This is a genomic window from Xanthomonas campestris pv. phormiicola, assembly GCA_025666215.1.
In the GTDB taxonomy this organism is placed as follows: Bacteria; Pseudomonadota; Gammaproteobacteria; order Xanthomonadales; family Xanthomonadaceae; genus Xanthomonas_A; species Xanthomonas_A campestris_A.
The window spans coordinates 1862732-1881095 of sequence record CP102593.1 but is presented as its reverse complement, the minus strand read 5'-3'; the positions used below and the strand labels follow the sequence as shown (position 1 = coordinate 1881095).

The window sequence follows — 18364 nt, the reverse complement described above, 5'->3', positions numbered from 1 at the left end:
ACCGGGCGCCACTGTAGCAATGCCGCTCAGTTGCCGGAAGCGACCGCGGCGGCGCCCGCCTCCGGCTCGAAGAAGCTCCAGCGCACCGCCGGGAACTGCTGCTTCAGGCCGCGCTCGATGCGGGTGATGTCGGCGAGCAGCGCCGCCGCGTCGTGCTTCTGGCGCAGCGTCGCCTGCACCGACACCATCACGTCCTCGCCGAGCTGCACCGCGATCAGGTGGATCACCCGCTCGATCTCCGGCTGCCCCTGGAAGAACGCATGCAGTTGCCGCTGCAGGGCCGGGTCCACGCTCTGCCCGATCAGCATCGCCTTGATCTCGATCGCCACCAGCACCGCGACCACGATCAGCAACGCGCCGATGGCGATGGTGCCCAGCGCGTCCCATAGCGGATTGCCGGTCAGCACCGTCAGCAGCACCGCGGCCAGCGCCAGCGCCAGGCCGAGCAGCGCCGCCATGTCCTCGCCGAAGATCACGATCAGCTCGGCCTGGCGGCTCTCGCGGAACCAGATCCACAGCGACCGCTCGCCGCGCACCTTGGCGATCTCCTGCAGGCAGGTGCGCAGCGACACGCCCTCGGCGAGCAGCGCGAACCCCAGCACGCCCACCGCCCAGCCCCAGCTGCTCAGCGGCTCGGGTTGCAGCAGCTTGTGCACGCCTTCGTACACCGAGAACATGCCGCCGATGCAGAACAGCATCACCGCCACCAGGAACGACCAGAAGTAGATCGCGCGGCCGTAGCCCAGCGGATATTCGGCGCTGGCCGGGCGCTTGGCCTGGCGCATGCCCAGCAGCAACAGCAGCTGGTTGCCGCAGTCGGCCAGCGAGTGCACGGTCTCGGCCAGCATCGCGCCCGAGCCGGTGGCCAGCGCCGCCGCGCCCTTGGCCAGGGCGATGGCCAGGTTGGCGCCGAGCGCGAAGAAAATGGCGCGCCGCGAATCGCCGCTGCCGGACATGGCCTCTCCTTGTCGAAAATCCCCGCACAGGGTAGGCAAACGCGGTGAGCGCAGCGTTCACGGGCGCGGCCCCGGGTAATGCGAGAATCCAGGCTTCGTCGAGGATCATCCGGCCATGGCTACCCGCAACCGCATGCCTCCGTGGCATGAAAACTTCACCTTGCCCAGCGGCCGCGAGCTGCTGATCCGGCCGATCCGGCCGGAAGACGGTGCGCCGCTGCAAGGCGCCTTCAGCCTGCTCGGGCCGACCGAGATCCGCGAGCGCTTCCTGCATTCGGTGCAGGAACTGACCGAGGACATGGCGCAGCGCCTGACCCATCCCAATCCAAAGACCGAACTGACCCTGGTCGCGGCCGAACCGTTGCCGCCGGGCGAAGCGGTGGTCGGCGCGGTGGCGCGCGCGGCGATCACGCCCGGCACCCGCGAGGCCGAATACGCGATCCTGGTCAGCAGCTTCGTCGCCGGCCAGGGCCTGGGCCGGCAGCTGATGCGCAAGCTGGTCAAGTGGGCGCGGCGCAAGTACCTGGACCGGCTGTACGGCGACGTGCTCGAAAGCAACCTGCCGATGCTGCAGCTGGCCGAATCGCTGGGCTTCCAGCCGATGCCGCACCCGGACACGCCGGGACTGGTGCGCGTGGTGCTGGAACTGGGCAACTGAAAGCCCGGGACCGGGGACTCGGGACCGGGGACCCGGAAGAGCAGGAGCCAAAGCCGCATATGGCGCTCTTGCTTTTCCGGGTCCCCAGTCCCGAGTCCCCGGTCCCGAGCTTGCTAAACTAGTCGGTCCATGGCGCCTCTTTCCTTCCCCGTTCCGCCGCTGCCCAAATCCGGCCAGCTCCGCGCCTTCTGGCGCGCCCCTGCGTCCTCGACCGCACTGGCCTGGCATATCGCCTGCGCCGCCGCGGCGCATCGCGGGCCGCTGCTGGTGGTCGCGCGCGACAACCAGAGCGCGCACCAGATCGAAGCCGACCTGCATACGCTGCTGGCCGGCGACCAGCAGCTGCCGGTGGTGCCGTTCCCGGATTGGGAAACCCTGCCCTACGACCAGTTCAGCCCGCACCCGGACATCATCAGCCAGCGCCTGTCGGCGCTGCACCGGCTGCCGACGCTGCAGCAAGGCATCGTGGTGGTGCCGGTGCAGACGCTGATGCAGCGCGTGGCGCCGTTGCGCTACATCGTCGGCGGCAGCTTCGACCTGCGCGTGGGCCAGCGCCTGGACCTGGAGGCGGAAAAGCGCCGCCTGGAGAGCGCCGGCTACCGCAACGTGCCGCAGGTGATGGACCCGGGCGATTTCGCGGTGCGCGGCGGCCTGCTCGACGTGTACCCGATGGGCGCGGAGACCCCGTTGCGGGTCGAACTGCTGGACGAGGACATCGACTCGATCCGCGCCTTCGACCCGGAATCGCAGCGCTCGCTGGACCACGTGCAGGCGGTGAAGATGCTGCCCGGCCGCGAAGTGCCGATGGACGATGCCAGCGTCGAGCGGGTGCTGGCCACGCTGCGCGAACGCTTCGACGTGGACACGCGGCGCAGCGCGCTGTACCAGGACCTGAAGGCGCGGCTGGCGCCGTCGGGCATCGAGTACTACCTGCCGCTGTTCTTCCAGGAACCGCGCAGCGCCGGCGCGCCGGCGCGCGATGCCACCGCCACCCTGTTCGACTACCTGGGCGAGACGGCGCTGCCGCTGCTCGCGCCGGGCGTGGGCGCCGCCGCCGACGCGTTCTGGGCGCAGACCCAGAACCGCTACGAGCAGCGCCGCCACGACGTGGAGCGCCCGCTGCTGGCGCCCGAGGAGCTGTACCAGGCGCCGGACACGCTGCGCGAAAAGCTCAACGGCCTGCCGCGCATCGAGGTGTGGGCCGCCGATCACCCGCGCATCGGCGACGCGCAGTCGCTGGGCGACCAGCCGCTGCCGCCGCTGCCGGTGGCGGCCAAGGACGCGGCGCCGGCCGAAGCGCTGAAGAGCTTCCTCGGCAGCTACGCGGGCCGCGTGCTGATCGCCGCCGACTCGCCGGGCCGCCGCGAAGCGCTGCTGGAAGTGCTGGCCGCGGCGGACCTGAAACCCGAGGTGATCCCCAATTTCGCCGCATTCCTCCCTTCTCCCACCGCGAGAAGGTGGCGCGAAGCGCCGGATGAGGGTACGCCGCCCGCGCGGTCCTCGTCGAAGCAGGCCGCTGCCTCGTCCGCATCCTCCACAGCCGCGCGGAAGCAGACCGCGAGCGGGCGTACCCTCACCCCAACCCCTCTCTCCCACGGGGACTCCCTTCGGTCGCCGCAGGGAGAGGGGCTCGGCGGCTCCGGTGGACTCGATGTTGCGCCGGCAGCATTCGCCATCGCGGTGGCGCCGCTGGACGACGGCTTCGCGCTCGACGATCCGCGCATCGCGGTGCTCACCGAACGCCAGCTGTTCCCCGAACGCGCCGGCCAGCCGCGGCGCACGCGCCGCGCCGGCCGCGAGCCGGAAGCGATCATCCGCGACCTCGGCGAGCTGACCGAAGGCGCACCGATCGTGCACGAGGACCACGGCGTCGGCCGCTACCGCGGGCTGATCGTGCTCGATGCCGGCGGCATGCCCGGCGAGTTCCTGGAGATCGAATACGCCAAGGGCGACCGCCTGTACGTGCCGGTCGCGCAGCTGCACCTGATCAGCCGCTATTCCGGCGCCTCGGCCGAGACCGCGCCGCTGCATTCGCTGGGCGGCGAGCAGTGGAGCAAGGCCAAGCGCCGCGCCGCCGAGAAGGTGCGCGACGTGGCCGCCGAACTGCTGGAGATCCAGGCGCGGCGCCGCGCCCGCGCCGGCCTGGCGCTGCAGGTGGACCGGGCCATGTACGAACCGTTCGCCGCCGGTTTCCCGTTCGAGGAGACCGGCGACCAGCTGGCCGCGATCGAGGCCACCCTGCGCGACCTGGGCAGCAGCCAGCCGATGGACCGCGTGGTCTGCGGCGACGTGGGCTTCGGCAAGACCGAGGTCGCGGTGCGCGCCGCGTTCGCCGCGGCCAGCGCCGGCAAGCAGGTGGCGGTGCTGGTGCCGACCACGCTGCTGGCCGAACAGCACTACCGCAACTTCCGCGACCGCTTCGCCGACTGGCCGCTGCGGGTGGAGGTGCTGTCGCGCTTCAAGAGCGCCAAGGAGATCAAGGCCGAGCTGGAGAAGGTCGCCGACGGCGGCATCGACGTCATCATCGGCACCCACCGGCTGCTGCAGCCGGACGTCAAGTTCAAGGACCTGGGCCTGGTCGTGGTCGACGAGGAACAGCGCTTCGGCGTGCGCCAGAAGGAAGCGCTGAAGGCGCTGCGCGCCAACGTGCACCTGCTCACGCTCACCGCCACGCCGATCCCGCGCACGCTGAACATGGCCATGGCCGGGCTGCGCGACCTGTCGATCATCGCCACCCCGCCGCCGAACCGGCTGGCGGTACAGACCTTCGTCACCGCCTGGGACAACGCGCTGCTGCGCGAGGCGTTCCAGCGCGAGCTGGCGCGCGGTGGCCAGCTGTACTTCCTGCACAACGACGTGGAAAGCATCGGCCGCATGCAGCGCGAGCTCAGCGAGCTGGTGCCCGAAGCGCGCATCGGCATCGCCCACGGGCAGATGCCCGAGCGCGAGCTGGAGCGGGTGATGCTGGATTTCCAGAAGCAGCGCTTCAACGTGCTGCTGTCGACCACGATCATCGAATCGGGCATCGACATCCCCAACGCCAACACCATCGTCATCAACCGCGCCGACCGTTTCGGCCTGGCCCAGCTGCACCAGCTGCGCGGCCGCGTCGGCCGTTCGCACCACCGCGCCTACGCCTACCTGCTGGTGCCGGACCGGCGCAGCATCACCGGCGATGCGCAGAAGCGGCTGGACGCGATCGCCTCGATGGACGAACTCGGCGCCGGCTTCACCCTGGCCACCCACGACCTGGAGATCCGCGGCGCCGGCGAACTGCTCGGCGAGGACCAGAGCGGGCAGATGGCCGAGGTCGGTTTCAGCCTGTACACCGAACTGCTGGAACGCGCGGTGCGCAGCATCCGCCAGGGCAAGCTGCCGGACCTGGACGCCGGCGAGGAAGCGCGCGGCGCCGAGGTGGAACTGCACGTGCCGGCGCTGATCCCGGACGACTACCTGCCCGACGTGCACACCCGCCTGACCCTGTACAAGCGCGTCTCCAGCGCCCGCGACAGCGAGCAGCTGCGCGAACTGCAGGTGGAGATGATCGACCGCTTCGGCCTGCTGCCGGATCCGGTCAAGCACCTGTTCGCGATCGCCGAGCTCAAGCTGCAGGCCAATACGCTGGGCATCCGCAAGCTGGAACTGGGCGAGAACGGCGGCCGCATCGTGTTCGAGGCCAAGCCCCACGTCGATCCGATGACCATCATCCAGATGATCCAGAAGCAGCCCAGGCTGTACGCGATGGACGGCCCGGACAAGCTGAAGGTGAAGCTGCCGCTGCCGGAAGCGGCGGACCGCTTCAACGCCGCGCGCGGCCTGCTGGCGGCGCTGTCGCCGCGCTGACCTCCAGGCCCTGAGCCGCGCGCAGGACGCCTGCGCCAAAGGTTGCGTGCCCTCCAGCCGGTCGCGCACCGAGGCTGCGCACAATGCGAACGTTCCCCAAACGGCCGGTTTTTCCCGGCCGTTTCCTGTTGTGGTAGCGCTACCGCAGCGTTGGCACGGCGCATGCATCCGTTGCGTGGTGGCGGACGGCGCTCGTCCACAACTGGAATGGGTGACCGCTCACCATCCTGAACCGCTCAGCCGTGTCAAGGATTTGCGAGACAAATGCGTCTTTCGGCCTAAATATTCCGAAAAGGCGCCGATATCTGCTTACAGCAAGCCCGACCGGCGTGTCCGCACCCGCGCCGCGGCCCGGGATTGCGACGTTCCACTTGCTCGAATCGGAGACATGCCATGCGCTCGAAACTCCCGGACTCCCCGCCCCCGCCGCTGCAACTGAGCCTGGACGGCGACCTGACCATCCGCCGCGCCGGCGAACTGAAGCCCTTGCTGCTGCCGGCGCTGGAACACCCCGGCGGCCTGCAGCTGCAGCTGCAGGCGGTCACCGAGATCGACGCCACCGGCATCCAGCTGCTGCTCGCCACCCAGGCCGCGCTGCGCGCACTGGGCCGGCCGTTCCAGCTCGACGGCTGCAGCGCGCCGGTCAACGACGCGCTCGACCTGCTCGGCCTGCGCGACACGCTCGCGCCCGGCGCCAGCGACACCTTCCACTGACCGGCGCCGGCTCATGAATCTCGCTCAACTGCTGCAGACCTTCATCGCCGAGAGCCGCGACCTGCTCGAGGACATGGAACGCAACCTGCTGGAAGCCGAACGCGGCGAAGCCGGCCCGGACGCGGTCAATGCCATCTTCCGCGCCGCGCACACCATCAAGGGCTCCGGCGGCCTGTTCGACCTGGCGCAACTGGTCGGCTTCACCCATGTCGTGGAGAGCGTGCTGGACCTGGTGCGCGAGAACGCGGTGGCGCTGGACTCGGAGCTGATCCAGCTGATGCTGGCCTGCTGCGACCACATCCACGCGCTGGTGGAAGCGGCGGCCGGCGCCGAAGCCGACGAAGCGGTGCTCGCCGCCGAGGGCGAGCCGCTGCTGGCGCGCCTGCAGACCTATCTGCAGCCGAGCGCCGCGCCGGCCGCCGCCGCAGTCGTGGCCACCACCGCGGCGCAGACCGGCTACTGGCGGATCTCGCTGCAGCTGTTCCCCGATGCGCTGCGCTTCGGCAACTCGCCGCTGCACCTGATCCGCTGCCTGCGCAGCCTGGGCACGCTGGAGGCGGTCCGCACCCGCCACGAGCGCGTGCCGGCGCTGCCGGAGCTGGACCCGGAAGCCTGCTACCTGGGCTTCGACATCCTGCTGCGCTCGGACGCGCAGCAATCGGCGATCGAGGACATCTTCGAATTCGTCCGCGACGACTGCGAGCTGCAGGTGCTGGCGGTGGATCCGCACGGCGATGCCGCCAATCTGGAGCTGCCGCTGCTGGTCGCCGAGGCCGGCGGCCACGGCCACGCCGACGACTTCGCCAACTTCGGCAGCCCGGAGCCGGCGGCGGTGCCGGCCGCGCCCGCAGCCGCGGCTCCTTCCGCGCCGGCGCCGCCGGCCAAGGCCGCCGCGGCCGCACGCAGCGAGGGCGGCTCGATCCGCGTCGATGCCGACAAGCTCGACCGCATGATCGACCTGGTCGGCGAACTGATCATCGCCGTCGCCAGCACCGGCGCCAACGCGCAGCGCACCGGCGACGCGCAACTGCTCGAATCCACCTCGATCCTGGCCGGGCTGGTCGAGGACGTGCGCGAGAGCGCGCTGCAGCTGCGCATGGTCAAGATCGGCGGCACCTTCAGCCGCTTCCACCGCGTGGTCCACGACGTGGCGCGCGAACTGGGCAAGGACATCGTGCTGGTGGTCAACGGCGAGGACACCGAGCTGGACAAGTCGGTGGTGGAGAAGATCGCCGATCCGTTGACCCACCTGGTGCGCAACGCGATGGACCACGGCATCGAGCCGGCCGAACTGCGCCAGGCGCGCGGCAAGCCGGTGCGCGGCACGGTCCGGCTCAACGCGTTCCACGATTCGGGCAGCGTGGTCATCCAGATCAGCGACGACGGCGGCGGCCTGAACCGCGACAGGATCCTGGCCAAGGCGCTGGAGCGCGGCCTGATCGAGCCCGGCCGCAGCCTGTCCGACCGCGAGGTGTTCGCGCTGATCTTCGAGCCGGGCTTCTCCACCGCCGAGAAGGTCACCAACCTGTCCGGCCGCGGCGTCGGCATGGACGTGGTCAAGCGCAACATCGCCGCGCTGCGCGGCAGCGTGGACATCAGCAGCCAGCAGGACGTGGGCACCACCATCTCGGTGCGGCTGCCGCTGACCCTGGCGATCATCAACGGCTTCCAGGTCGGCGTGGGCAAGTCGGTGTTCGTGGTGCCGCTGGACGTGGTCGAGGAATGCGTGGAGTTCGCGCCGAACTACCAGAGCGACTACATCGACCTGCGCGGCGGGGTGCTGCCGTACGTGCGCCTGCGTTCGCTGTTCGGCATCGCCGGCGCGCCGCCGCCGCGCGAGAGCATCGTGGTGATCCGCCAGGGCGCGCAGCGCTTCGGCCTGGTGGTGGACACGCTGCTGGGCGAATGGCAGACCGTGATCAAGCCGCTGGCCAAGGTGTTCGCCGGGGTCAAGGGCATCAGCGGGTCGAGCATCCTCGGCAGCGGCGGTGTCGCGCTGATCCTGGACGTGCCCTCGCTGCTGTCGCAAGTCGAACCCTCCACCGATTCGCTGGCGGCCTGACGCCGCCCCGCGGGTGCGCTTGCGCACCCACGCCATTCATAGACGCTAGCCAGGAACCGCTGCCATGTCTCATCGCTCACGGATCGCGACCACCTTGTTGACCACGACGGCCATCGCCGTCGCCCTGCCCGCCGCTGCCGCCGCCGTTGCCCTGCTGCTGCCCCTCTCGCAAGGTGCCGCGCTGGCCCTGGTCGCGGCCGCGACGCTGGCCGGCGCCGGCGTGCTGGGCTGGGCCGCGCTCGCCGCGGCGCGCACGCTGAACCTGGCCACCGCCGGGCTGGACGCGCTGGTGCGCGGCGAGCTGGAGCGGATCGCACCGGCCGCGGGCGCAGCCGACAACGAGGTGGCGCAGCTGCTGCGCACGGCGCAGGCCGATCTGCGCCAGTTGCATGCCGACGTCGGCCACATGGCCAGCGCGCACGCGGCAGGCGACTGCGACGTGCTGCTGGACGCGGCACGCTGGGCGGGCGCGCACCGCGCCCTCGCCGACGGCATCAACCGGATGGTCGGCGCGCACATGAGCGCGAACAGGCAGGCGATCGACTGCGTGGCCGAATTCGGCCGCGGCAACTTCGCTGCGCCGCTGGCCGCGTTCCCGGGCAAGAAGGCCTTCATCAACGACACCATCGAGCAGGTGCGCCGCAACTTGACCGGTCTGAATGCGCAAATGCGGCGCATGTCCGACCAGCACGAGGCCGGCGACATCGACGCGGTCATCGACAGCGCGCAGTTCCAGGGCGACTTCCGTGGCATGGCCGACGGCATCAACCGCATGGTCGGCGAGCACATCGCGGTCAAGAAACTGGCGATGGGCGTGGTGGCCGAGTTCGGCCGCGGCAACTTCGACGCGCCGCTGGCGCCGTTGCCCGGCAAGAAGGCCTTCATCAACGACACCGTCGAGCATGTGCGCGGCAACTTCAAGCAGCTGATCGCCGAGATCAACCGCATGTCCGCCGAGCACGACAAGGGCGATATCGACGTGGTCATCGACACCGCCAAATTCGAAGGCGACTTCCACGCGATGGGCGACGGCATCAACCGGATGGTCGCCGCGCACATCGCGGTCAAGAAGCTGGCGATGGGCGTGGTCGCCGAGTTCGGCCACGGCAACTTCGACGCGCCGCTGGCGCCGTTGCCCGGCAAGAAGGCCTTCATCAACGACACCATCGAGCATGTGCGCGGCAACTTCAAGCACCTGATCGCCGAAATCAACCGCATGTCCGCCGAGCACGACAAGGGCGATATCGACGTGGTCATCGACACCGCCAAGTTCGAAGGCGACTTCGGCGCGATGGGCAGCGGCATCAACCAGATGGTGGCCGCGCACATCGCGGTCAAGAAACTGGCGATGGGCGTGGTCGCCGAGTTCGGCCGCGGCAATTTCGACGCGCCGCTGGCGCAGCTACCCGGCAAGAAGGCCTTCATCAACGACACCATCGAGCAGGCGCGCGGCAACCTGCGCAGCGTCGCCGACGTGATCAAGGTGATGGGCGCGGTCGCCGACGGCGACCTCAGCCGCCAGGTGCAGGGCCACTACGAAGGCGCGTTCGCCGACATGCAGCGCTACGTCAATGCCACCATCGACAAGCTCACCGGCATCGTCAACGAGGTCAACGGCAATGCCGCGACCCTGGCCAGCGCCTCCGAGCAGTTGTCGGCCACCGCGCAGTCGCTGAGCCAGGCGGCCAGCGAGCAGGCGGCCGGCGTGGAGGAGACCAGCGCGTCGCTGGAGCAGATGACCGCCTCGATCTCGCAGAATTCGGACAACGCCAAGGTCACCGACGGCATGGCCGCCAAGGCCTCGCGCGAAGCCGCCGAGAGCGGCGAGGCGGTGCGCGCCACGGTCGCGGCGATGAAGGAGATCGCCAGGAAGATCAGCATCATCGACGACATCGCCTACCAGACCAACCTGCTCGCGCTCAACGCCGCGATCGAGGCCGCGCGCGCCGGCGAACACGGCAAGGGCTTCGCCGTGGTCGCCGCGGAGGTGCGCAAGCTGGCCGAGCGCAGCCAGGTCGCCGCGCACGAGATCGGCGAGGTGGCCGGATCCAGCGTGGAGCTGGCGGAAAGCGCCGGGCGCCTGCTCGACGGAATGGTGCCGTCGATCCGCCGCACCTCCGACCTGGTGCAGGAGATCAGCGCCGCCTCCGAGGAACAGACCTCCGGGGTGGGCCAGATCAACTGCGCGGTGGTCCAGCTCAACCAGACCACGCAGCAATCGGCCGCCAACGCTGAAGAATTGGCCGCCACGGCCGAAGAAGTAAACAGTCAGGCCGAACAACTGCAGGTGCTCATGGGCTTTTTCAGGACCGGCGCCACCAAGGCGGCGTCCGCCCCTGCTCTGCTGGCGCGGCGCGCGCCGGTCGCTGTCCCGAGCGGAGCACGGTCGCGCGCATTCGCGCCGGTCGCGGCCGCGCGCATCGACGAAGCCGCTTTCGAAACGTTCTGAGTCCAACCGTCATCCGTCCCGCACCGGTCGCACCACGCACGGCGCTCGCCACTCCACCACGTACAGGTACGCCGGCATGTCCAACGCGATCTCGCTCTCTTCCAAGCTATGGACTGGCTTCGCCGTTGCCGTCCTGTTGCCGTTGGCAGCGAGCGCAACCGGTTTCGCGCTGGCGCTGCCACCCGGGCAGACGCTCGCGCTCGGCCTCGCCGCGGCGGCGGTCGGCGCCGCGGTGCTGGGTTACGCGGTGCATGCGGCCAGCCGCTCGTTGCGGATCGGCACCGCCACCCTGGCGCGCTTCGCCCGCGGCGATTTCGAGGTGGTGATGCCGACCATGCGCAACGACCAGGCCTGCGAGATCCTGCTGGCGCTGCGCCAGGTGCAGGGCAGCGTGCGCCAGGTCGGCGCCGAGATCGAACGCATGTCGCGCGAACACGACGCCGGCGACATCGATGCGACCATCGACAGCCAGCGCTTCGATGCCGACTTCCGCACCATGGCCGAAGGCATCAACCGCATGGTCGGCGGCCATATCGCGGTCAAGAAGAAGGCCATGGCCTGCATTGCCGAATTCGGCCGCGGCAACTTCGACGCGCCGCTGGAAAGCTTCCCCGGCAAGAAGGCGTTCATCAACGAGACCATCGAACAGGTGCGCGCCCACCTGCGCGCGCTGATCCGCGACACCAGCCTGCTGGCCGAGGCGGCCGGCGCCGGCCGCCTCGACGTGCGCGCGGAGGCCGGCCTGCACCACGGCGATTTCCGCCGCATCGTCGACGGCATCAACCAGACCCTGGACGCGGTGATCGGCCCGCTGAACGAAGCGCGGCAGGTGCTCAGGGCGATCGAGGACGGCGACCTGACCCGCACCGCCAACATCGCTTGCCAGGGCCAGCTGAAGGAACTGTGCGACAGCATCAACGGCACCGTCGCGCGCCTGGCGCAGGTGGTCGGCGAGGTCAACATCAACGCCGAGGCGCTGGCCAGCGCTTCGGAAGAAGTCAGCGCCACCGCGCAGTCGCTGAGCCAGGCCGCCAGCGAGCAGGCCGCGGGCGTGGAGGAGACCAGCGCATCGCTGGAACAGATGAGCGCCTCGATCGCGCAGAACACCGAGAACGCCAAGATCACCGACGGCATGGCCGCCAAGGCCGCGCGCGAAGCCATCGAGGGCGGCGAAGCGGTGCGCTCCACGGTCGCGGCGATGAAGCAGATCGCGCACAAGATCGGCATCATCGACGACATCGCCTACCAGACCAACCTGCTCGCGCTCAACGCCGCGATCGAGGCGGCGCGCGCCGGCGAGCACGGCAAGGGCTTCGCCGTGGTCGCCGCGGAAGTGCGCAAGCTGGCCGAGCGCAGCCAGGTCGCCGCGCAGGAGATCGGCGACGTCGCCACCTCCAGCGTCGAGCTGGCCGAGAACGCCGGCAAGCTGCTCGACCAGATGGTGCCCTCGATCAAGCGCACCTCCGACCTGGTGCAGGAGATCACCGCCGCTTCCGAGGAACAGACCTCCGGCGTCGGCCAGATCAATGCGGCGGTCGGCCAGCTCAACCAGACCACCCAGCAGGCCGCATCCAACTCCGAGGAGTTGGCCGCCACCGCCGAGGAAATGAGCAACCAGGCCGAGCAGCTGCAGCAGCTGATGAGCTTCTTCCGCACCAACCAGACCGCGGCGCCGCGGCGGCCGGTCGCGGTGCCGCGCGCCGGCAGGAAGACGGCGCCGGCGCGGGCACGCACCTTCAGCTACGGCGAGGGCGGGCTGGCGCTGGTGTCGCCGCCGGACGAGGCCCACTTCGACAGCTTCTGAAACGGCCGCGGCGCCCTGACTGCAGTCCCCCGAACAACCACCGCCCGCGTTCCGGACGGCTCTTACATTTCATCCTCAAGAGATCACTCCCGTGTTCGCCAACATGAAAATAGGTACAAGAATCGGCCTCGGCTTCGCCCTGGTCTTGCTGTTGATGCTCGGCATGGGCCTGTTCGCCACGAACAAACTGGCCCAGGTCAACCAGTCCTCGACCGATATGGCCCAGAACTGGATGCCCAGCATCCGCTACATCCAGCAGATGAACACCAACACCTCCGACCTGCGCGTGGCCGAGCTGCAGCATGTGATCAGCGAAGACCCGAAGGAAATGGCCAAGTTCGATCAGGAGATGGAGAAGATCCTGGAGGAGTACGCGAGCAATCGCGACCACTACGTCAAGCTGATCTCCTCGCCCGAGGAAAAGGCCGACTACGACGAGTTCGCGCACAAGTTCGGCGAATACCTGGCGCTGCACAAGCAGGTGCTGCAGCTGTCGCGCGATCTGAAGACCAGCGAAGCAATGGCACTGCTGAACGGTCAACAGCAGACCCTGTTCGACGCCTCCTCGGCGATCCTGGACAAGCTGGTCGACCTCAACGTCAAGGGCGGCGAAGCCTCCAGCGCGCAGGGCGATGCGCTGTACGCCAGCGCGCGCAGCTGGATCATCGCGGTGATCGCGCTGTGCGTGCTGCTCGGCGCGGGCATCTCGGTGTTCATCGTGCGCGGGCTGATGCGCCTGCTCGGCGGCGAGCCGGCCTACGTGGCCGAGATCGCCAACAAGGTGGCGCAGGGCGACCTGGCGCTGGACGTCAAGGTCCGCGCCAACGACGGCGGCAGCGCGCTGTATGCGATGCGCAGCATGGTCGAGCGGCTGAAGCTGGTCATCGACGGCCAGCGCCGCGCGGTCCAGGCCGCCAACCGCGGCGACTTCTCCGAGCGGATCGCCCTGGACGGGCTGGACGGCTTCCAGCGCGAGATGGGCCAGGGCCTGAACGATCTGGTGCAGACCACCGGCGACAGCATCCAGGACGTGGTGCGGGTCATGGGCGCGATGGCCGAAGGCGACCTGACCCGGAGCATCGAAAAGAATTACGACGGCGCCTATGCGGAAATGAAGAACTACGTCAACGACACCATCGCGCGCCTGTCGCAGGTGGTCGGCGAGGTCAACGGCAATGCCGAGGCGCTGGCCAGCGCCTCGGAGGAAGTCAGCGCCACCGCGCAGTCGCTGAGCCAGGCCGCCAGCGAGCAGGCCGCGGGCGTGGAAGAGACCAGCGCCGCGATCGAGCAGATGACCGCCTCGATCGGGCAGAACACCGAGAACGCCAAGGTCACCGACGGCATGGCCAGCAAGGCCTCCAGCCAGGCCATGGACGGCGGCGAGTCGGTCCGCGCCACGGTGCAGGCGATGAAGCAGATCGCGCACAAGATCGGCATCATCGACGACATCGCCTACCAGACCAACCTGCTCGCGCTCAACGCCGCGATCGAGGCGGCGCGCGCCGGCGAACACGGCAAGGGCTTCGCCGTGGTCGCCGCGGAAGTGCGCAAGCTGGCCGAGCGCGCCCAGGTCGCCGCGCAGGAGATCGGCGACGTCGCCAGCTCCAGCGTCGAACTGGCCGAGAACGCCGGCAAGCTGCTCGACCAGATGGTGCCGTCGATCAAGCGCACCTCCGACCTGGTGCAGGAAATCACCGCCGCCTCCGAGGAACAGGCCTCGGGCGTCAACCAGATCAACACCGCGATCGGCCAGCTCAACCAGACCACCCAGCAGGCGGCGTCCAATTCCGAAGAACTGGCCGCCACCGCCGAGGAGATGAGCGGCCAGGCCGAGCAGCTGCAGCAGCTGATGAGCTTCTTCAAGCTCGACACCGTGCGACCGCCGGCGCGCCGCGCCGCGCCGGCGGCCGCGCGCAGGCCGGCGCAGCCTGCGCGCGCTCCGGCACGCAAGCCGTCCGTGCGGGTCGCCGAAAGCCAGCTCGCGATGGCCGGCGATGCGCCGGACGAAGCCAATTTCGAAACCTTCTGAGGACCGGCCATGACCGCTCACGCATCGCCCGCGCCGTCCGGCGGCACCGATCTCGCTCCCGACCAGTTCCTGACCTTCCTGCTCGGCAAAGAAATGTTCGGGGTCGGCATCCTCGGCATCAAGGAAATCATCGAATACCGCACGCCGACCGACGTGCCGATGATGCCGCCGGCCTTGCGCGGGGTGATCAACCTGCGCGGCGCGGTGGTGCCGGTGGTGGACCTGCAGCAACGCTTCGGCCGCGCCGCCAGCGAGGTCACCAAGCGCACCTGCATCGTCATCGTCGAAGTCGCCAACGGCAACGAACGCCAGGTGCTGGGATTGCTGGTGGACGCGGTCAGCGAAGTGCTGGAGATCGCCGCCGCCGACATCGCGCCGGCCCCGGCGTTCGGCGCCGGCATCCGCCGCGACTTCATCCACGGCATGGGCAAGGTCGGCGAGCGCTTCGTGATCCTGCTCGATGCCGATGCGGCGCTGTCCACCCAGGAGTTCGTCGCCATGGCCGGCATCGAGCCGGGTGTCGAGGAAGGCATGGCCGCCTGAGTTCCCCGCGCGGCGTGGCGCCTGGCGCCACGCCCAGCCCTTGCTCACCGACGGAATCCGCATGCCGCTCGTCCACGAAATCGCCACGCTCAACCAGTTCGGCACGGTCCTGGTCGTCGACGACAGCCATGTCCAGCGCGAACATGCGCTGGCGCTGTGCCTGCGGCTGGGTGCGGTGGCGGTGGAAGGCGTGGCGGACGGCCATGCGGCGCTGGCGCGGGTAAGCCAGGGACCGCCACCGGGGCTGTTGATCGTGGACCTGGAAATGCCCGGCATGGACGGCGTGCAGTTGCTCGACGCGCTGGCCCGCTGCAACGTGCGCGTACCGATCGTGGTCGCCTCGCAACGCGGCGCGGCGCTGATCGATTCGGTGCTGCAGGTCGGTCGCGCCAGCGGCCTGCGGGTGCTGGCCGGCCTGGAAAAACCGCTGCGTGCGACCGAGCTCGATGCGGCGTTGCAGGCGCACCCGCAGCCGACGCCGGCCGCGCGCCACGACGCCAGCGCCGGCGACACCACCGATGCGGCGATGCTGCACGAGGCGCTGCGCCGCGGCGACATCGAAGTGGCCTACCAGCCCAAGGTGGACATGCGCAGTGGCCAGGTCAGCGGCGTGGAAGCGCTGGCGCGCTGGCGGCATCCGCAGAACGGGCAGATCGCGCCGGACCGTTTCATCGCCCTGGCCGAACGCGAAGGCCTGATCCACGCGCTGACCGCCAGCGTCGCCGACCAGGCGATGGCGCGGCTGGCGACCTGGAAGCAATCCGGCTTCCGCCTGACCCTGGCGATCAACCTGTCGCCGTGCCTGCTGCAGGAGCCGGGACTGCTCGACGAACTGCATAGCCAACTGCGCCGCCACGGGCTGGTGCCGGCCGACGTGATCCTGGAGATCACCGAAAGCTCGCTGGTCGAAGCCAGCGCGCTGGGCATACTGGCGCGGCTGCGGCTGCAGGGCTTCGGCCTGTCGCTGGACGACTACGGCACCGGCTTCTCCTCGCTGCAACAGCTGACCCGCATCCCGTTCACCGAACTGAAAATCGACCGCATCTTCGTGCACGACGCACACCGCAGCCGCAATCTGCGCACCGTGCTGGAATCGGCGCTGGGCATGGCCCAGCGGCTGGGCCTGAGTACCGTCGCCGAAGGCATCGAAACGGTCGAGGACTGGCAATTGCTGCAGGAACTGGGCTGCGACCTGGGCCAGGGCTACCTGCTGGCGCGGCCGATGGGCGGCGGCGCCCTGACTACCTGGCTGCTCGAGCACCAGGCGCGGCTGCAGGAACACGGCCCCACCTCGGCGCAAGCGCCGCACCACTGACTCCCGGACCATCATGACCAGCACCGACACCATCACCGAGCAGGAATTCGGCAAGTTCCAGCGCTTCATCTTCGACGCCGCCGGCATCACCATTTCCCCGGCCAAGAAGGCGATGCTGTGCGGGCGCCTGGGCAAGCGCCTGAAGGCGCACTCGCTGCAGACCTACACCCAGTACCTGAAGCTGCTGGAGAGCCGCGAAGGCAGCGGCGAGGTGCAGACCGCGATCGACCTGCTGACCACCAACGAAACCTATTTCTTCCGCGAGCCCAAGCACTTCGACCTGCTGCGCAAGCTGGCGAGCGAGTACAAGGGCAACGCGCCGTTCCGCATCTGGAGCGCGGCCAGCTCCACCGGCGAGGAGGCCTACAGCATGGCGATGGTGCTGGACGACACCCTGCAGGGCCGCCCCTACGAAGTGGTCGGCACCGACATCAGCACCCGCGTGCTGACCAAGGCGCGCAGCGGCCACTATCCGCTGCAGCGCATCGAGCACATGCCGCCGGCGCTGCTCAAGCGCTACTGCCTGAAGGGCCGCGGCGAATACGAAGGCAGCCTGCTGATCGACCGCAAGCTGCGCGACAACGTGCGCTTCCTGCACGCAAACCTCAACGCCACGCTGCCCAATCTCGGCCAGTTCGACGTGATCTTCCTGCGCAACGTGATGATCTACTTCAACGGCCAGACCAAGCGCGAAGTGGTCGCGCGGGTCCTGTCCACGCTCAAGCGCGGCGGCATCTTCTGCATCGGCCACTCGGAAAGCCTCAACGACGTCAACAACGAGGTCGTGCAGGTGGCGCCGTCGGTGTACCGCAAGCCATGAACACCGCTGCCGCTTCTCAAAGGAACGACCGATGACGACGACGATCAAGGCCATGGTGGTCGACGATTCGGCGGTAGTGCGCCAGGTGCTGGTGGCGGTGCTCAACGAGGCGCCCGGCATCGAGGTGATCGCCGCGGCCGCCGATCCGCTGCTGGCGATGGACAAGATGCGCCAGCAATGGCCGGACGTGATCGTGCTGGACGTGGAAATGCCGAAGATGGACGGCATCACCTTCCTGCGCAAGATCATGAGCGAGCGCCCCACCCCGGTGGTGATCTGCTCCACGCTCACCGAAAAGGGCGCGCGGGTGACCATGGACGCGCTGGCCGCCGGCGCGGTGGCGGTGGTGACCAAGCCCAAGCTCGGCCTGAAGCAGTTCCTCACCGACTCGGCCGAGGAACTGGTGGCCACGGTGCGCACCGCCGCGCGCGCCAACGTCAAGCGCCTGGCCGCACGCAGCGCCGCGCCGCCGGTGGAAGCGGAGGTCAAGCACACCGCCGACGTGATCCTGCCGGCGCAGGGCGGCCGCCCGCTGGCGCAGACCACCGAACGGGTGATCGCGATCGGCACCTCCACCGGCGGTACCCAGGCGCTGGAGGAGGTGCTGACCGCGCTGCCGCGGGTCAGCCCCGGCATCGTCATCGTCCAGCACATGCCGGAGAAGTTCACCGCCGCGTTCGCCGCGCGCCTGGACAGCCTGTGCCAGATCGCGGTGAAGGAAGCGGCCAACAACGACCGCGTGGTCCCGGGCCGCGCGCTGATCGCGCCGGGCGGCAAGCACATGCTGCTGCGCCGCAGCGGCGCGCAATACTTCGTGGAGGTGGTGGACGGGCCGCCGGTGAACCGGCACCGGCCCTCGGTGGACGTGCTGTTCCGCTCCGCCGCGCGCGCCGCCGGCGGCAATGCGCTGGGCATCATCATGACCGGCATGGGCGACGACGGCGCGGTCGGCCTGCTGGAGATGCGCCAGGCCGGCGCGCGCACCGTGGCCCAGGACGAGCAGAGCAGCATCGTGTTCGGCATGCCCAAGGAAGCGATCAAACGCGGCGGCGCGGAGAAGATCCTGCCGCTGGGGTCGATGGCGCGCGAGATCGTGCAGCAGCTGACCTGACGCGGTTTCGGATCAGGATGCGGTTACTTGTGGGAGCGACTTCAGTCGCGACAGGCGTTA

The 18364-nt window shown here is 69.4% G+C and carries 12 protein-coding genes; 11 read left to right on the top strand and 1 reads right to left on the bottom strand.

The genetic code is table 11. From position 1 onward, the window contains the following. Positions 1–26: 26 nt before the first annotated feature. A complete protein-coding gene (locus NRY95_07705; GenBank protein UYC17827.1) occupies positions 27–956 on the bottom strand; it encodes a cation diffusion facilitator family transporter in 930 nt (309 codons plus the stop codon). 115 nt (positions 957–1071) lie between these two features. Between NRY95_07705 and NRY95_07700 the strand changes: the two genes are divergently transcribed. From NRY95_07700 to NRY95_07650, 11 genes are all read left to right on the top strand, one after another. Then, the gene (locus tag NRY95_07700) at positions 1072–1614 is read left to right on the top strand and encodes a GNAT family N-acetyltransferase (GenBank protein UYC17826.1); all 543 of its coding nucleotides are present in this window, start codon (positions 1072–1074) and stop codon (positions 1612–1614) included. A gap of 129 nt (positions 1615–1743) precedes the next feature. Continuing rightward, on the top strand, positions 1744–5457 hold the full coding sequence (mfd, locus tag NRY95_07695; GenBank protein ID UYC17825.1) for a transcription-repair coupling factor: 3714 nt from the start codon (positions 1744–1746) through the stop codon (positions 5455–5457). Between the two features lie 393 nt (positions 5458–5850). Next, positions 5851–6171: an STAS domain-containing protein gene (locus NRY95_07690; GenBank protein ID UYC17824.1), complete on the top strand. Its 321-nt coding sequence runs from the start codon at positions 5851–5853 to the stop codon at positions 6169–6171. A 13-nt stretch (positions 6172–6184) separates the two neighbouring features. Further along, on the top strand, positions 6185–8233 hold the full coding sequence (locus NRY95_07685; protein UYC17823.1) for a chemotaxis protein CheA: 2049 nt from the start codon (positions 6185–6187) through the stop codon (positions 8231–8233). A gap of 64 nt (positions 8234–8297) precedes the next feature. Beyond that, positions 8298–10682, top strand: coding sequence for a methyl-accepting chemotaxis protein (locus NRY95_07680; protein ID UYC17822.1), 2385 nt, complete (start codon positions 8298–8300; stop codon positions 10680–10682). Between the two features lie 76 nt (positions 10683–10758). Continuing rightward, positions 10759–12486, top strand: a complete 1728-nt coding sequence (locus tag NRY95_07675; protein UYC17821.1) for a methyl-accepting chemotaxis protein — start codon at positions 10759–10761, stop codon at positions 12484–12486. A 91-nt stretch (positions 12487–12577) separates the two neighbouring features. Next, on the top strand, positions 12578–14515 hold the full coding sequence (locus NRY95_07670) for an MCP four helix bundle domain-containing protein (GenBank protein ID UYC17820.1): 1938 nt from the start codon (positions 12578–12580) through the stop codon (positions 14513–14515). A gap of 9 nt (positions 14516–14524) precedes the next feature. Continuing rightward, the gene (locus NRY95_07665; GenBank protein ID UYC17819.1) at positions 14525–15058 is read left to right on the top strand and encodes a chemotaxis protein CheW; all 534 of its coding nucleotides are present in this window, start codon (positions 14525–14527) and stop codon (positions 15056–15058) included. Between the two features lie 61 nt (positions 15059–15119). Then, a complete protein-coding gene (locus NRY95_07660; GenBank protein UYC17818.1) occupies positions 15120–16373 on the top strand; it encodes an EAL domain-containing protein in 1254 nt (417 codons plus the stop codon). Positions 16374–16386: 13 nt separating this feature from the next. Then, a complete protein-coding gene (locus NRY95_07655) occupies positions 16387–17193 on the top strand; it encodes a protein-glutamate O-methyltransferase CheR (protein ID UYC17817.1) in 807 nt (268 codons plus the stop codon). Positions 17194–17224: 31 nt separating this feature from the next. After that, positions 17225–18304 carry a chemotaxis response regulator protein-glutamate methylesterase gene (locus NRY95_07650; GenBank protein ID UYC17816.1) on the top strand — a complete coding sequence of 360 codons (1080 nt, stop codon included), beginning with the start codon at positions 17225–17227 and terminating at the stop codon, positions 18302–18304. Positions 18305–18364: the final 60 nt, after the last annotated feature.

Coding starts and splice junctions, on each gene's coding strand:
- NRY95_07705 (UYC17827.1), bottom strand. CDS start 956: ATGTCCGGCAGCGGCGATTCGCGGCGCGCCATTTTCTTCGCGCTCGGC.
- NRY95_07700 (UYC17826.1), top strand. CDS start 1,072: ATGGCTACCCGCAACCGCATGCCTCCGTGGCATGAAAACTTCACCTTG.
- mfd (UYC17825.1), top strand. CDS start 1,744: ATGGCGCCTCTTTCCTTCCCCGTTCCGCCGCTGCCCAAATCCGGCCAG.
- NRY95_07690 (UYC17824.1), top strand. CDS start 5,851: ATGCGCTCGAAACTCCCGGACTCCCCGCCCCCGCCGCTGCAACTGAGC.
- NRY95_07685 (UYC17823.1), top strand. CDS start 6,185: ATGAATCTCGCTCAACTGCTGCAGACCTTCATCGCCGAGAGCCGCGAC.
- NRY95_07680 (UYC17822.1), top strand. CDS start 8,298: ATGTCTCATCGCTCACGGATCGCGACCACCTTGTTGACCACGACGGCC.
- NRY95_07675 (UYC17821.1), top strand. CDS start 10,759: ATGTCCAACGCGATCTCGCTCTCTTCCAAGCTATGGACTGGCTTCGCC.
- NRY95_07665 (UYC17819.1), top strand. CDS start 14,525: ATGACCGCTCACGCATCGCCCGCGCCGTCCGGCGGCACCGATCTCGCT.
- NRY95_07660 (UYC17818.1), top strand. CDS start 15,120: ATGCCGCTCGTCCACGAAATCGCCACGCTCAACCAGTTCGGCACGGTC.
- NRY95_07655 (UYC17817.1), top strand. CDS start 16,387: ATGACCAGCACCGACACCATCACCGAGCAGGAATTCGGCAAGTTCCAG.
- NRY95_07650 (UYC17816.1), top strand. CDS start 17,225: ATGACGACGACGATCAAGGCCATGGTGGTCGACGATTCGGCGGTAGTG.